The organism is Klebsiella michiganensis, from assembly GCF_015139575.1.
Taxonomy (GTDB): Bacteria; Pseudomonadota; Gammaproteobacteria; order Enterobacterales; family Enterobacteriaceae; genus Klebsiella; species Klebsiella michiganensis.
Window position 1 is genome coordinate 3,382,700 of sequence record NZ_AP022547.1, and the last position, 14,492, is coordinate 3,397,191.

General features: G+C 58.9%; 12 protein-coding genes and 1 pseudogene. 2 read left to right on the forward strand and 11 right to left on the reverse strand.

The genetic code is table 11. The features are described from left to right. Window positions 1-51: 51 nt before the first annotated feature. From JLG71_RS15885 to JLG71_RS15910, 6 genes and pseudogenes are all read right to left on the reverse strand, one after another. Window positions 52-930, reverse strand: coding sequence for a MetQ/NlpA family ABC transporter substrate-binding protein (locus JLG71_RS15885; RefSeq protein WP_025107001.1), 879 nt, complete (start codon window positions 928-930; stop codon window positions 52-54). Beyond that, the gene (locus JLG71_RS15890) at window positions 927-1,625 is read right to left on the reverse strand and encodes a methionine ABC transporter permease (protein WP_200913670.1); all 699 of its coding nucleotides are present in this window, start codon (window positions 1,623-1,625) and stop codon (window positions 927-929) included. The genes JLG71_RS15885 and JLG71_RS15890 overlap by 4 nt, the downstream gene beginning before the upstream one ends. Next, window positions 1,622-2,641 carry a methionine ABC transporter ATP-binding protein gene (locus tag JLG71_RS15895; RefSeq protein WP_032749403.1) on the reverse strand — a complete coding sequence of 340 codons (1,020 nt, stop codon included), beginning with the start codon at window positions 2,639-2,641 and terminating at the stop codon, window positions 1,622-1,624. The genes JLG71_RS15890 and JLG71_RS15895 overlap by 4 nt, the downstream gene beginning before the upstream one ends. After that, window positions 2,638-4,044 carry an LLM class flavin-dependent oxidoreductase gene (locus tag JLG71_RS15900; RefSeq protein ID WP_025106998.1) on the reverse strand — a complete coding sequence of 469 codons (1,407 nt, stop codon included), beginning with the start codon at window positions 4,042-4,044 and terminating at the stop codon, window positions 2,638-2,640. Before JLG71_RS15900 ends, JLG71_RS15895 begins: the two co-directional genes overlap by 4 nt. 143 nt (window positions 4,045-4,187) lie before the next feature. After that, window positions 4,188-4,358: pseudogene (locus JLG71_RS28415) on the reverse strand (FAD-dependent oxidoreductase); the annotation flags it as partial. 485 nt (window positions 4,359-4,843) lie between these two features. Further along, window positions 4,844-6,460, reverse strand: coding sequence for a peptide ABC transporter substrate-binding protein (locus tag JLG71_RS15910; protein WP_009653393.1), 1,617 nt, complete (start codon window positions 6,458-6,460; stop codon window positions 4,844-4,846). Between the two features lie 189 nt (window positions 6,461-6,649). Between JLG71_RS15910 and mpaA the strand changes: the two genes are divergently transcribed. Beyond that, window positions 6,650-7,363, forward strand: coding sequence for a murein tripeptide amidase MpaA (gene mpaA, locus JLG71_RS15915; protein WP_004850230.1), 714 nt, complete (start codon window positions 6,650-6,652; stop codon window positions 7,361-7,363). Here mpaA and ycjG read toward each other — a convergent pair. Beyond that, complete coding sequence (gene ycjG / locus JLG71_RS15920; RefSeq protein WP_049084316.1) at window positions 7,354-8,319, reverse strand: L-Ala-D/L-Glu epimerase; 966 nt, start codon at window positions 8,317-8,319, stop codon at window positions 7,354-7,356. The two genes, mpaA and ycjG, sit on opposite strands and share 10 nt — an antisense overlap. A 101-nt stretch (window positions 8,320-8,420) precedes the next feature. On the opposite strand from ycjG, the gene tpx reads away from it, so the two are divergent. Further along, window positions 8,421-8,927 carry a thiol peroxidase gene (tpx, locus tag JLG71_RS15925; protein WP_200913671.1) on the forward strand — a complete coding sequence of 169 codons (507 nt, stop codon included), beginning with the start codon at window positions 8,421-8,423 and terminating at the stop codon, window positions 8,925-8,927. A gap of 45 nt (window positions 8,928-8,972) precedes the next feature. On the opposite strand, the gene JLG71_RS15930 is transcribed toward tpx, so the two are convergent. The 4 genes from JLG71_RS15930 to JLG71_RS15945 all read right to left on the reverse strand — a co-directional run bounded on the left by JLG71_RS15930 (window position 8,973) and on the right by JLG71_RS15945 (window position 14,425). Then, complete coding sequence (locus JLG71_RS15930) at window positions 8,973-10,028, reverse strand: AbrB family transcriptional regulator (protein WP_200913673.1); 1,056 nt, start codon at window positions 10,026-10,028, stop codon at window positions 8,973-8,975. 115 nt (window positions 10,029-10,143) lie between these two features. Further along, a complete protein-coding gene (gene tyrR / locus JLG71_RS15935; protein ID WP_004850219.1) occupies window positions 10,144-11,685 on the reverse strand; it encodes a transcriptional regulator TyrR in 1,542 nt (513 codons plus the stop codon). A gap of 284 nt (window positions 11,686-11,969) precedes the next feature. Continuing rightward, window positions 11,970-13,031: a YcjF family protein gene (locus JLG71_RS15940; protein WP_064358853.1), complete on the reverse strand. Its 1,062-nt coding sequence runs from the start codon at window positions 13,029-13,031 to the stop codon at window positions 11,970-11,972. Beyond that, window positions 13,028-14,425: a YcjX family GTP-binding protein gene (locus JLG71_RS15945; protein ID WP_014229029.1), complete on the reverse strand. Its 1,398-nt coding sequence runs from the start codon at window positions 14,423-14,425 to the stop codon at window positions 13,028-13,030. The genes JLG71_RS15940 and JLG71_RS15945 overlap by 4 nt, the downstream gene beginning before the upstream one ends. Between the last annotated feature and the right edge of the window lie 67 nt (window positions 14,426-14,492).

The following is a 14,492-nucleotide window of genomic DNA, read 5'->3' on the forward strand; positions in this document are numbered from 1 at the left end:
AACCGGGCGAGCAAATGCCCGTCCGGTTATTATCGTTTCATCAATGATGTCTTAGTTTGCTGAGACCGGAACCAGTACGTCTTTGACCAGCGGATCGTCAGTGGTCTTTAACCACGTCTGAATACGCGGATCGGAAAAAGCCTGTTTTAATTTGACAATATTCTCCTGCGATAAATACGGCGTACCGATGACTAATTGCGAGGCAAACGTTTTAGGCGCAGGCGGGAATAATATGCCTTTTTCTCGCGGGACTTTTCCGGCATCAAATTGTGAAACATAACCAATAGCGGCATCCACCGAATTCAGCGCTCGCGGCATGGTTAATAAATCCAGCTCTTTAAAATTGAACTTGTGCGGGTTGCCGACAATATTTTTCAGTTTCGCCGTGCGCGGCTCAACCGCCGGATCGAGTGAGATTAACCCTATCCTTTGCAGCAACCATAATGCCTGCCCCTGGTTAGCGCCATCATCCGGCACGACGAGGGTCGCCCCGACGGGCAAATCCTGTACCGATTTATAGCGGTCGGAATAGATCCCGAAGGCCCACTGAAAAACCGGCACGGTCGTCGAAAGCGCAAAGCCGTTGGCGTCCACCACCTGCTTAAGCCACCACTGATGTTGATAGATAGTGCCGGCATACTGCCCCTCCGCCACGGCTCTGTCCGCCTGTACCGGATCCTGTACGCCCACCGCCTCCAGCTTCAGGCCATAATCGGGCGCAATATGCTGACTGATGTACTCAATAATTCGCTGCTCGCCCGCCATCGCCGGTTCGTAGTGAATTTTTAACGTCGTACCGAAAACGACCTGCGGCGGCTGCGCGTATCCGCGCCACCACCAGAACGCGACGGCCAGCGCCGCGATCGCTGCCAGCGCCGCCAGCCATGGCCAGCGGCGGGCTTTACGGAGTTCAAACTGTTCTGTTGTCATGAAGAAATCCCCTGAGTGTGGCGAAGCTTATTGACCAGACGGTCGCCAAAGAATTGAATGATCTGAATCGTGGCGATCAGCACGACAATGGTGGCGATCATGATGTGATTGTCGAAACGCTGATAGCCGTACACGACCGCCAGATAGCCGATCCCACCCGCACCGATAGTGCCGGCAATCGCCGAATATTCGATCATCGACACCAGGTTAAGCGTGACCGCCGCCACCAGCGCAGGCAGCGCCTCGCTGAGCTGCGCGTGGCGGATTATCTGCCAGCGCGAACCGCCGCACACCAGCCCCACCGCGGTAACCTCCGCCGGGAGTTCGCGCAGGGCGTTTTCCACCAGACGGCCAAAAAATGGCACGCCAGCGGCAATCATCGGTACTACCGCGGCAGGGATGCCGATAGTGGTGCCCGTAAGCCAGAACGTAAACGGGATAATCGCCGCCATTAACACCAGAAAGGGCAGAGAGCGCCCCATGTTGACGCCCCAGTTAAGCACCTGGTAAAGCGCGGGACGCGGAAATAATCCTCGCGGCGAGGCGTTGAATAACACCACGCCCACCACGCCGCCAAGGGTCACCACAAACAGCATCACAATGGCAACCATCAGCCAGGTTTCACCATAAGCAGGCAGCAGCAATGTGTGCATTTCATGCCACGGCGTATCCTGGCTTATCACTGTCGGTTTCATACCGCCTCCTGTAGCTCGGGGGCGTGTGCAAGGATTTCCGCCGCAATGCCCAGCTGCGCTAAAAGCGCGATCGTTCGATCCGCTGACAGTCGTTGTCCCTGAAATCGGACGCCGACCTGTAAACGCCCCGCCAGTTGACCGTTGATCACTTCCACATGGCCGCCGAGCAAATCTATCTGTAGCGCATGCTGGTGGCTCAGACGGCTGATCCAGTCAGTCGCCACCGGCACATCCCAGCGATAACTCAGGCGCAGCAGCAGATCGCTGTTAACAGCGATGGGCGACAGCGGCAATAGCTGCTGACCAAGCAGGGAATCCGGACGGGCCAGCAGCTCTTTCACCTGCCCGTACTGGACTATCGCGCCATCGCGGATTTCCGCCACCGCATCCGCCGCGGCGCGTACCGCATCCATTTCATGAGTAATCAGGACTATCGCCAGCCGGTACTCATCACGTAGCTGTCGGAGCAAACCCAGCACCGTGGCGGTCGCCTGGGGATCCAGCCCAGACGTGGCCTCGTCCGCCAGCAGTACCGACGGACGTAATGCCAGCGCGCGAGCGATACCAATGCGCTGACGCTGTCCGCCGGAAAGCTGGGACGGATAGGCCTCCGCTTTGTGACTCAGCCCTACGCTCTCCAGTAGTTCACCGACCCGCGCCTTAATGTCGCGTTCCACCACGCCCAGATACTCCAGCGGCACCGCGATGTTTTGCCACGCCGTTTTGCGATTCAGCAGCGCTGAGGATTGAAAAACGGTGCCGATCGCGCGCCGTTCACGCCGCAGCGCCTCCCCTGACAGTAATGACAAGTCTTTGCCGTTAACCTTGATACTGCCGCTATCGGGGCGTTCCAGCAGGCTGATGCAGCGCGCCAGGGTCGATTTCCCCGCACCGCTCGGCCCTACCACCGCAGTGATGGAGCTGGCGGGCACCCTGAGCGATAATCCCTTCAGAACCTCGCTGACGCGGCCATCCGCCGTGCGGTAGCGTTTATGCAGATTATCGATATCAATCATGCCGCCGTCTCCTTCGCCCCGACATCGTTTCGCACGCCGCGACGGTAGTCTGCCCCCGGATGCGGCGCGGTCAGGCGCGGCCCGGCGCCGAACAGTTTTTCGCGCAGCGTGCCTTGCCGGTAATCCTGCTTAAAGACGCCGCGTTTTTGCAGCTCTGGTATTAATAGCTCCACCACGTCGCGGAAGGTTTCATGCGTCACGGCGTAGGCCAGATTGAAGCCATCGACATCGGTTTCCTCGACCCAGGATTGCAGTTCATCGGCCACCGTTTCCGCACTGCCGACGAGCAGCGGGCCAAAGCCGCCGATACCCACCCAGTCCGCCAGCGCTTCCACCGTCCATTGACGATTCGGGTCGGCGGTGGAAAACGCCTCAACCGCCGACTGGATGGCGTTGGTATGCAGGTATTTCAGCACCTGGTCCGGCCGATACTGACCGAAGTCAATACCGGTCCAGCCGGAGATCAGCGCCAGCGCGCCCTCATAGCTAACGTATGATTTGTATTCCTGCCATTTGGCCTGCGCCTCGCGATCGGTTTCGCCCACGATCGCCGTTTGCAGATTGAAAATCAGAATGCTGCGCGGATCGCGCCCGGCTTCCGCGGCGCGACGACGAATATCCGCGACCGTCTTCTTCAACAGAACTTTCGACGGCGCAGCGACAAAAACGCACTCGGCATGCGTGGCGGCAAACTGTTTTCCGCGGCTGGAGGCCCCCGCCTGATAGAGAACCGGCGTGCGCTGCGGCGACGGCTCGCACAGATGGATGCCCGGAACGGAGAAAAAGTTGCCCTGATGGTTAATCGGATGGATTTTCTGCGGATCGCTAAAAATTCCCCGTTCACGATCGCGCAAAACCGCGCCGTCTTCCCAACTGCCTTCCAGCAGTTTATACACGACGTCGAGGTATTCATCGGCGTAGTCGTAGCGCGCATCATGGTCGGTCTGCGCCTGATACCCAATATTGCGCGCGCCGCTTTCCAGATACGAGGTAACAATATTCCAGCCCACCCGTCCTTTGGTCAGATGATCGAGCGTCGACAGCCGACGGGCAAATGGATAGGGATGCTCAAATGACAGCGATGCGGTCAGACCAAAGCCAAGGTGTTCCGTCACCAGCGCCATCGGGGTTATCAGCGCCAGCGGATCGTTCACCGGCACCTGCGTCGCCTGACGAATCGCCGCATCGCCGTTGCCGTTAAATACATCGTAAACGCCAAGCACATCGGCAATAAACAAGCCGTCAAATTTGCCGCGCTCCAGAAGGCGCGCCAGATCGACCCAATATTCCAGATCTTTATATTGCCAGGAGCGGTCGCGCGGATGGGCCCACAGGCCCGGCGACTGGTGACCGACACAGTTCATATCAAACGCGTTAAGGCGAATTTCTCGTTGCGATGGCATAGCGCTCTCCACGGTGTGTCCAGGTACTGGCACACGCTTATTAATGAAAAGGATAAAAGGGGAAAAAATCAGGACTCAGGACATCGGGCGGACAGGCTGAAACCCAGCGTCGCCAGCGTTTCTCCGGCAATGGCGGCAGCACGATCGGCCACCTGCGGCGCTTTCCAATAACGATGCACATCCCAGTAGCTACGTAGATGATGCAGGAAGCGCTGGCGCAGCGTTCCCTGCCGATAGTCGCCCGGCCATTCCTCGCTTTCTCCGCTAAGGTTGCTCTGCGAGAACAACCTACGGTGAGAGAACGCCAATATGTTGATATTATCGTCAGCTTTCTGCGTCATTATCCATTTCCTATATAACCATATTCGATATTTATCGAAGAGTTATTTTAATTTTGTTATATGGGTGTTAGCGATAATCATGCCAAAGGCTGCGCATTATTTAATTCATGTTAATCAATGGTTTTAAAAAATAGGCTTGCGCAAGAGCTGTTGCGAATGCGCCAACTGATGCACACAGCCTGTTGTATTAGCAACAGCCGGGCAAGGCGTGCCTCTGGTTGCTGGTGCCAGTACTATTACGTTGCGGCGCCTGCAACGCGTGCGAGCTAAAGTTGTTCACTGAGTTGACGGGCTCTGCTTTAATCCCGAACGAATAGCAGCATCGGAAAGTGGGAGTTTGGGGCTGAAACGACCTGGATGAAGATACTCAGAATGCGAAAGGAGACACTGGCGCTGTAAGCCGCGCCAGCTGTGGGTTTAGCGATGGTTGCCTGATGTTGGCAGGAGGTCAGTACGCATCAGTGCTTCACGATATACATTGTGCGGCTATAGGCCACGTCCTCCGGATTGGCTATCGGATACCCTTTCAGCCACGGTTTAATCAGACGTCCGTTGGTGTACTGATAAATCGGCGCGATGGGCGCTTTCGCCATAATGATTTTTTCCGCCGCGTTGTAATCGTCATTGCGCGCCTTTTCCGATGTTTCCAGCGCCGCCTGGGTCAGAATTTTGTCGTAGGCCGGATCGTTGAAACGGGAGATATTACCGCTGTGGGTCGAGGTGAGCAGCGACAGGAACGTCGACGGCTCGTTGTAATCCCCGACCCATGAGGCGCGAATCACATCGAAGTTGCCGGTATTGCGGCTGTCGATATAGGTTTTCCACTCCTGATTTTGCAGCTTCACGTCGACGCCCAGATTTTTCTTCCACATGGAAGCCACCGCAATCGCGATTTTCTGGTGGTTCTCCGAGGTGTTGTACAGCAGCGTCAGCTTCAGCGGACGGTTCGGACCGTAGCCCGCCGCCTGCAGCAGCGCTTTGGCCTGGGCATTCAGCTCGGCCTGGCTCATGCTCTCGATTTGCGTCGGCTGCGGGGTAAAGCCTGCGGTCACGTCCGGGGTGAAGCGCCAGGCCGGTTTCTCGCCGGTACCCAGAATTTTCTCCGCCATCAGACGGCGATCGATAGTCATGCTGAGCGCCAGGCGGACGCGCTCATCGGCGGTTGGCCCTTTCTGCGTGTTAAACGCGTAATAATAAGTACCCAGCTGCGGCGGGGTATAGACCTGCCCCGGAATATCCTTCAGCAGCTTCTGGTACAGATTTTTCGGGAACGACTCGGTGATATCGATATCGCCGGCCAGATAGCGTTTGGTGGCCGCCGATTCCTGGTTAATGGGCGTAAATGTGACCTGCTGGATCACCGTTTTGCCGTTATCCCAGTAGTGCGTATTGGGAACCACCACCAGCTTTTCATTCACCACGCGATCTTTTAAGACATACGCGCCGTTGCCAATCAGGCTTCCCGGACGCGTCCAGTTGTCGCCGCTCTCCACGTTAGCCTTCTGCACCGGATAGAAAGCAAAGCTCGCCGTCAGATTGCTGAACCACGGCAGCGGTTTATCCAGCTGCACGCGCAAGGTACGCGCGTCCACGGCGGTGACGCCGAGGGTATCCGGCGCGGCTTTACCATCAATAATATTTTGCGCATTGGCGATTCCGGCCAGCGCAGCAAACCAGGCAAACGGGGAGGTGGTTTTAGGATCAACCAGCCGCCGCCAGCTATAGACGAAATCCTCCGCCGTTACCGGCGTTCCGTCGGACCAGCGGGCGTTATCGCGCAGGGTAAATGTCCAGACGCGATTATCATTGCTCTGCCAGCGAGTCGCCACGCCTGGGATCAGATTGCCTTTCTCGTCCTGATTGACTAAACCTTCAAAAAGATCGCGGATAACCTGAATTTCAGGCAGACCGACGGCTTTGGCGGGATCTAAGGAGGCGGGTTCATCTTTAATGTGCCGCACCAGCACCTGTTTTTCGGCTAATACGGTGCCCGGCGGGACATCGGCGGCCCAGGCAAGAGAAGAGACGCTGGCTAACCACAGCGCGCCGCATGTCAATGTGACAGGATACTTCATAAGATCCCCTTTAAAATAAAAAAACCAGAGCTGGCAGTGCGATAATTATTTGTTTCATCACCTGAAATTGCAAACGGCTTGTGAAAGAAAGTTGACATATATGCTGATTTCGTCCTCGCTGGAAACTATTTGATTCCGGGACGGTTTTACACAACACTGCTGAAAAATAACCTGACAACAGGATGCCCTATGCCCGTTTCTCGTCCTCGCCCTCAGCGCGGTGATTTTCCGCCCGGCACACAACGCTATGGCCAGTCTCACCTCGGCGCGCCGCTGCTGTGGTTCCCTGCACCGCTGGCCGATAGCCGCAGCGGCCTGATCCTTGCCGGTACCCACGGCGATGAAAACGCATCGATTGTCACCCTCTCCTGCGCGCTACGTACGCTCAAACCCGAGCTGCGCCGCCATCATGTCGTGCTGGCGGTCAACCCGGACGGTTGCCAGCTGGGGCTGCGCGCCAACGCGCGCGGCATCGACCTGAACCGGAATTTTCCGGCGGCAAACTGGAAAGAAGGCGAAACGGTCTATCGCTGGAACAGCGCGGCGGAACAGCGCGATGTGGTTCTGCTCACCGGCGAAAAACCCGGTTCAGAACCGGAAACCCAGGCGCTGTGCCAGCTGATCCACCAGATCCATCCCGCATGGGTGGTTTCGTTTCACGATCCGCTGGCCTGTATTGAAGACCCCGGCCACAGCGCGCTGGGGCAGTGGCTTGCCGGGGCGTTCAGCCTGCCGCTGGTAGGCAGCGTCGGCTATGAAACGCCCGGCTCCTTTGGCAGCTGGTGCGCGGATATCGGCCTGCCCTGCATCACCGCCGAATTCCCGCCGATATCCGCCGACGAGGCGACGGATAAATACCTTCAGGCGATGACGGACCTGCTGCACTGGCATCCTCAAAGATGAAGCACGCCGGTGCTGAAATGCAGCGCCGGCTCAACGTCCACCGCCAGCCAGGTCGGGCCATCGAGGTCGGCAAATCGGGCCAGCGGCACCAGCGGCAGCGCCGCGCTGATGGCTCTTGAGGTACACAGCATGCAGCCCAGCATCCGCGCAAATCCCAGGCGCTCCGCCTCCTCAGCCAATAGCAGCGCTTCGGTCAGACCGCCGGTCTTATCCAGTTTGATATTGACCATCTCATAGCGGCCGCGCAGCGCCGCCAGGCTGTCGCGCGTATGACAGCTCTCATCGGCGCAAATGGGCAGCGGGTGGATAAAATTCTCCAGCGCTTCATCGGCCCCAGCCGGAAGCGGCTGTTCCAGCATCGCCACGCCAATATCCGCCAGCAGCTGACAGCGCTCGGCCAGGCCATCGCTGCGCCAGGCTTCGTTGGCATCCACGATGAGCGTTGCCTGCGGAACCGCTTCACGAATGGCAATCAACCGCTCGCTAATCAGATGATCGTCGAGCTTCACTTTCAGCAACGTGGCCCCTTTTTCCCACAGCGCCGCCGCGCTCGCCGCCATCTGGTCCGGCGTGCCGATAACCACCGTTTGCGCCGTAACCACCCGGTTGGGCAGCGTCACGCCCAACAGCTGCGCGATGCTCTTACCCGCGCTGCGCGCCTGACAGTCCCAGAGCGCGCAGTCCACGGCGTTACGCGCGGCCCCGGGGGGCAGCAGGTGCTGAATCTGCTCACGAGAGACGCCGCGTTCAATCTGTTCGCCAATCGCCATAATCTGCGCCATCACCGAGGCTATACTCTCTCCGTAACGAGGATAGGGCGTGCACTCACCTGTCCCCTTGACGCCATTCTCTTCAATCTCCACCACCACGACTTTTGCCTCGCTGCGGCTGCCGCGGGCGATCACAAACGGAGTATGTAACGGCCAGGCTTCTTCATAGACTCGCAGATTTCGCATTCCCTGAACCTCGCAGGTAAGTATTAAAAGGATTTGCCGTGCTGATGACGGATGTCATACACTAGCCGCGACGTTAACTATATGTAAACAGGAAGATAACCATGTCACAAACCGTGCATTTCCAGGGCAACCCCGTTTCTGTTCAAGGCACCATTCCGCAGGCAGGCGCTAAAGCGCAGCCGTTTACGCTGGTGGCCAAAGATCTCTCTGACGTCTCGCTGAGCCAGTTCGCCGGCTCCCGTAAAGTGCTGAACATTTTCCCAAGCATCGATACCGGCGTTTGCGCGGCATCGGTACGTAAATTTAACCAGCTGGCGTCTGAACTGGACAACACCGTCGTGCTGTGCATTTCCGCTGACCTGCCGTTCGCGCAGTCTCGCTTCTGCGGCGCTGAAGGCCTGAACAACGTTGTCACTCTGTCTACCCTACGCGGCGCGCAGTTCCTGGCCGACTACGGCGTCGCTATCTCCGCGGGCCCGCTGGCCGGTCTGGCGGCGCGTGCTGTGGTCGTCATTGATGAAAATGACCAGGTTGTTTACAGCCAGCTGGTGAATGAAATCACCGAAGAGCCGGACTACGACGCAGCCCTGGCCGCGCTGAAAGCGTAATATCCCCGCCATGTAATATAAGCCCTCGTTAAACGGGGGCTTTTTTTATTGCCGCGCCGCATAGCGGGAGATGAAGCGCGCAATCGCCGGGCCGGTCAATAAGATGGTGAACAGGCGCAGCGTCTGCATTGCCATAATAAACGACATATCCGCCCGCGTACCGGCGGCGATAATCGCCACCGTGTCCAGTCCGCCCGGACTGGTTGCCAGATAGGCGGTCATAAAGTCCAGCGGCAAAATCTGCGTCAGCCCATAAGCCATCAGCGCGCACAGCAGGATCAGGCCGATAATCGATGCCAGGATCTGCGGCAGGGTTTTCAGCGCCAGCAGGAAAATCTGTTTATTAAACTTTAGACCAACGCTCCAGCCGACGGCGGCATAGGCCAGCGCCAGCAGCCATTCGGGAAGTTCGAGCAGCAGCCAGCCTTCTCCCTGCACCAGCGCGCCAATCAGCATCGGGAAGAGCATCGCCCCGGAAGGAAAGCGCAGCCGCAGCCCAAGCCACCCCGCCGCCGCCGTCAACAGCAGCGTAAGCGGTAGCTGCCGGCTGACCGGCGGAAACCAGGCGACCTGCTGAGTCATCTCCTGCGCTTCACCGCCGAGCGCGACGCGCACCACCAGCGCCGCGGCGCCGGCAACAAACAGCACCCGCAGATACTGCATCAGCGCGACCAGCCGGACATCGGCGCCGTACTCCTGGGCCATAATCACCATCGCCGAGGCGCCGCCCGGCGAACTCCCCCACGCTCCGGTGGCGCCGGGCAGATCGCTGTAGCGCACCAGCAGCCATCCCGCCAGCGCGCTGATAGCGAGCGTGGAAAAGAGAATCAGCAGCACCAGCGCCCAGTTTGCCAGCAGAACGCCGAAAATGGAGGGCGTCAGGCTGCGGGCAATCATGCAGCCGATAATCGCCTGGGCGGCAATAAAAAAGGGACGGGGTACGCGAATTTCCGCACCGCGCAGGCTCAGGCTGATGCCGGCAATCATCGGCCCCAGCAGCAGCGCGGCGGGAAGGTGAAACCAGAACAGCACAAAAGAGATCGCGCTGGAGAGCGCCAGCAGTTTCATCCATTGAAAAAAATGACTACGCCAGATCCGCATGCGTATGCCTGCCATAAAGAGGGTAAAAACGCAGTATATACCGATTCATTTGACGCCAGCCCCCTCCCTTTTCTGGAAATGCCGGCCGGCGGCGCAGGCAGCCGGCCGACGGGCATTACTCATCGCCCTTTTTCTGGCTCAGGCCATATTCGCGCAGCTTATTGGCGATGGCGGTATGCGAGACGCCAAGACGCTTGGCCAGCTTACGCGTGCTGGGGAAGCTGCGATAAAGCTGGGTGAGCACCGAGCGTTCGAAACGGCGGGTAATATCATCCAGCGAGCCTTCCATCGCTTCTTCGCCTACCGCCAGCGAGGAGACGTCGTGATCCGGCAGCAGAATATCCTGAGGGCGCAGCTCGAAACCGTCCAGCTGCGTCAGCGCGCGATAGATCGCATTTTTGAGCTGGCGCACGTTGCCCGGCCAGCTGTAGCGCATCAAAACGCTGTTCAAATCAGCGGAGAGTTTCGGCCGCGGGATGCCCTGCTCATCGGCAAAACGCGCCACGAACAGCTCGGTCAGCGGCATGATGTCCTGCGGGCAATCGCGCAGCGGCGGCAGATACAGGGTCAGGACGTTAAGACGGTAGTAGAGGTCCTCGCGGAACAGCCCTTTTTGCACCAGCTCCACCAGGTTTTTCTGGGTAGCGCAGATCACCCGGACATCAACGTGGACTTCATGATCTTCACCAACGCGGCGGAAAGTTCCATCGTTGAGGAAGCGCAGCAGCTTGGTCTGCATGCGCGGCGACATTTCGCCAATTTCATCCAGCAAAACCGAGCCGCCGTTAGCCTGCTCGAAGAAGCCTTTCTTGCCCTGAACGGCGTCGCCGAACAGCTCGCTCTCCACCGCGTCTTCCGGGATGGAGCCGCAGTTCAGCGCCAGATAAGGTTTCCCCGCGCGCGGGCTGGCCAGATGGCAGGCGTGGGCCAGCAAATCTTTCCCTGTGCCGGTATCACCGACGATCAGCAGCGGCGCGCTGAGCATGGCCAGCTTACGGGCCTGCTCGACAACGTGGCGCATTTTCGGGCCTACGGCGAGGATCTGGCTAAAGGCGCTGGTGTCCTGAATGGTCATCGTTTGCAGCTGGCGCCCCATACGGACCGTTGAACGCAGCATCGCTACCGCGCCGGTCAGTACCTTCTCGCCGTGTTCGCCTTCGAGATAAACCGGGGTGATCTCCAGCAGGAAGTTCTGCCCGTTAACCACCACGTGCTCGGCGTGGGACTCCTGCGGACTGTTTTCCAGCCAGCGCTGGACGTTAAAATCGGTAATCAGCTGCGCGACCGGGTGGCTGCGCAGCTTCTCCTGACTCTGGCCAAACAGCTGGCAGCTGGCCGGGTTAGCCAGTTCGACTTTTCCTTTGGTGTCGAGAGACAGCACCGGCTCAGGCATCGCCACCAGCAGCGCGCTGAGCGCCAGATGTTCGCGCTCTGACGGCATCCACGCCACGGTGCGCACGTCGGTGACGCCGGCGATACGACGAATTTCCGCCATCAGGCTGCTGAAGCTGGCGAAATCCAGCTCGGCGAAGTTGAGATAAATTCGGCCAATAGGGTCAATATCGATGCCCCGCAGGTCGATACCGCGCAGCACCAGTAAATCGAGCAATTCACGAGTCAGACCAAGACGGTCTTCACAAAAGACTTCAAGACGCATAGGCGTTTTCACCCTAAAGAGGCCAATAACCGATGAATGATAGGACAGTTATTTGCTGGCGTGAAGATAGCTGTCAACAATTATTGACAGTATGGCGGAAAAATGGCCTTTCTGCCGTAAAGTTATGCGCTCAGAGGAAAAATGACGATGAGATAAGCGGCTATCATCGCTTCTGCTTTTCTCCCCGGCTTGCGCTGCGCGTAGCCGGGCTACAGGTTACAGCCTTCTGTGAAACGGTAGCCGGCTAAGGCGTTCACGCCGCAAGCCGGGAATGCTTAAGCGACTTATTTTTCCGCGCCGCTTTTGCTCTTCTGCAACGTCTCTTTTAGCTGGCCGATCAGCTCGCGGCGAAAATCCCCCAGCCGCGGTTTATCGTCGGCGATCCACGGCAGCGGACGGCACAGCTCCATCGCCTTAATACCCAGCCGCGCCGTCAGCAGACCGGCGCCAATTCCCTGCGCCGCGCGCGCCGATAGCCTGGCCGCGAGATCCTGCGACATCCAGTCCATCCCGACTTCCCGCACCAGCTCGCTGGCGCCGGCAAAAGCGATATTCAGCAGCACCAGGCGGAACAGGCGCAGGCGGCTGTAGTAGCCCAGTTCAATACCGTACAGAGTGGCGATGCGGTTGATCAGACGTAAATTACGCCAGGCGATAAACGCCATATCCACCAGCGCCAGCGGGCTGACGGCAATCATCAGCGTCGATTCCGCCGCCGAACGGCTAATCTCACGCCGCGCCTGCGCATCCAGTACCGGCTGCACGATCTGCGCGTACAGGCTCACCACTTCACGATCGTTCTGCGTTTCATGGATCGCCGCATACCAGCGCTGCAGCGCCGGGTGCGAGTGATCCAGCCCCGCCTGCTGGGCCAGCTTTTCGCAAAAGGCGCGCCCTTTGCCGACCGCATGGCTGTGCATCAGGTCCCGCGCCTCATCGCGCTCGTGGGCGCGCTGGCGTAGTCGCCACAGCCGGCGCCATTCGGTCGCCACCGAACCGACGCCCGCCCCGACGATCAGCGCGCCGGCTGCGCAGCCGCCAAGGGCGATCCAGTCCTGCGTTTGCCAGGCGGTCATCGTCCACTGCACGCCCTGCGCCACGACGCTGACGCCAAAAATAGCCAGCCCGGCGCTGACCATCTTTCGCCACAGGCTGCGCTTAGGTCGCAGCACCGATTCAACCGCCGCTTCCGCCGCGCCCTCTTCTTCTTCCGGCGCGTCGAGCCGCGCTGGAGCGAACTTCTCCGCATCGGCGCCGTCAAAAGCGCGCGCGGATTTCAGAATTTGCGCCTTTTCCACCTCCAGCGGGCCATCGAAATCGATACGCGGTTTTAAAGGTTCGGTCATCGCAATTTATCTCCGATCAAAAATTCCAGTGCCGCGTCGAGGCGAATATGCGGCAGCGGTTTATCAACGTCCATTACCTGCGGGCGAAAGTTTTCAAACTGAAAACCCTGCTGCTCCCAGAAGGCCTGACCCGGCAGGCGCGCGGGCACTTCGCCGGGATAGACGGTCAGCGGCTGTCCGTCGCTTAGCCTATGCCCGCGCAGCGCAGGGATCTTCTCGCCGTTCACCTCGATAAGGCCGCTCTGCGTCGCCTGAATCGACGCCAACCCCAGACAATCCATGCTGATGCCTTCAAACGCCGCGTTCTGCCAGGCATCCTGAATCAGCTGCTGCAGCAGCGACACCATATTGCTGTGCTGATCGACGGTGACGTGATCGGCTTTGGTCGCGGCGAACAGCAGCTTATCGATAACCGGTGAGAACAGGCGACGAAACAGCGTGCGCTGCCCGTAGTGGAAGCTTTGCATCAGCTGCGTCAGCGCGAGACGCATGTCGTTAAACGCCTGCGGCCCGCTATTAAGCGGCTGCAGGCAATCCACCAGCACGATCTGCCGATCGAAGCGCAGGAAATGATCTTTGTAGAAGCCCTTAACCACTTTCTCGCAGTAGTATTTAAAACGCTCGCGCAGCATTCCGGCATTGGTCTGTTTGTCCGCCTGCGCCAGCTTAGCTTCACCGGCGGCATCAACGTCCGGCCAGGGGAAGAACTGCAGCGCCGGCGCGCCGGCCATTTCGCCGGGCAGCACAAAGCGCCCCGGCTGAATGAAGTGCATCCCTTCGCGCTTACAGGTATGCAAATAGTCGGTCCACGCCGCGGCGATCTCCGCCAGACGGGTTTCATCGGCGGGCGCCAGCGGATCCAGTCCTTCGCATAGCTGCCGCCAGCGCGCTGACCACTCCGCCCTCTGCCCCTGCAGTAATCCGGTCATCTGCCGTGACCAGGTCAGATAGTCCTGGGCCAGCATTGGCAAATCCAGCAGCCACTCGCCGGGATAGTCGACAATCTCCAGGTAGAGGGTCGAGGTCTCTTTAAAATGGCGCAGCAGCGAATCGTTGGAGCGATAGCGCAGAGCGAGGCGGATTTCGCTGACGCCGCGGGTGGGCGTTGGCCAGACCGGCGGCTGACCGTACAGCTGGGCCAGCCCTTCGTCATAGGTAAAACGCGGAATGCCGAAATCCCGCTGCGGGACGCGCTTGACGCCCAGCAGGCGTTCTTCACGCGCTGCGCTGAGCAGCGGCAGCCGCGCCCCGGCGTGAATATTGAGCAGTTGATTTACCAGCGCGGTGATAAAGGCGGTCTTGCCGCTGCGGCTAAGGCCGGTGACGGCCAGGCGAAGATGCCGGTCAACCCCACGATTCACCAGCGCATTAAATTCTGTTTTGAGTCGCTTCATCGCCATCCTGTTGAGCCTGAAGAACGAGGGAAATAGACATGAGGGCTAATCATAAAGTGCAATAGCC

Coding starts and splice junctions, on each gene's coding strand:
- JLG71_RS15885 (WP_025107001.1), bottom strand. CDS start 930: ATGACAACAGAACAGTTTGAACTCCGTAAAGCCCGCCGCTGGCCATGG.
- JLG71_RS15890 (WP_200913670.1), bottom strand. CDS start 1,625: ATGAAACCGACAGTGATAAGCCAGGATACGCCGTGGCATGAAATGCAC.
- JLG71_RS15895 (WP_032749403.1), bottom strand. CDS start 2,641: ATGATTGATATCGATAATCTGCATAAACGCTACCGCACGGCGGATGGC.
- JLG71_RS15900 (WP_025106998.1), bottom strand. CDS start 4,044: ATGCCATCGCAACGAGAAATTCGCCTTAACGCGTTTGATATGAACTGT.
- JLG71_RS15910 (WP_009653393.1), bottom strand. CDS start 6,460: ATGAAGTATCCTGTCACATTGACATGCGGCGCGCTGTGGTTAGCCAGC.
- mpaA (WP_004850230.1), top strand. CDS start 6,650: ATGCCCGTTTCTCGTCCTCGCCCTCAGCGCGGTGATTTTCCGCCCGGC.
- ycjG (WP_049084316.1), bottom strand. CDS start 8,319: ATGCGAAATCTGCGAGTCTATGAAGAAGCCTGGCCGTTACATACTCCG.
- tpx (WP_200913671.1), top strand. CDS start 8,421: ATGTCACAAACCGTGCATTTCCAGGGCAACCCCGTTTCTGTTCAAGGC.
- JLG71_RS15930 (WP_200913673.1), bottom strand. CDS start 10,028: ATGCGGATCTGGCGTAGTCATTTTTTTCAATGGATGAAACTGCTGGCG.
- tyrR (WP_004850219.1), bottom strand. CDS start 11,685: ATGCGTCTTGAAGTCTTTTGTGAAGACCGTCTTGGTCTGACTCGTGAA.
- JLG71_RS15940 (WP_064358853.1), bottom strand. CDS start 13,031: ATGACCGAACCTTTAAAACCGCGTATCGATTTCGATGGCCCGCTGGAG.
- JLG71_RS15945 (WP_014229029.1), bottom strand. CDS start 14,425: ATGAAGCGACTCAAAACAGAATTTAATGCGCTGGTGAATCGTGGGGTT.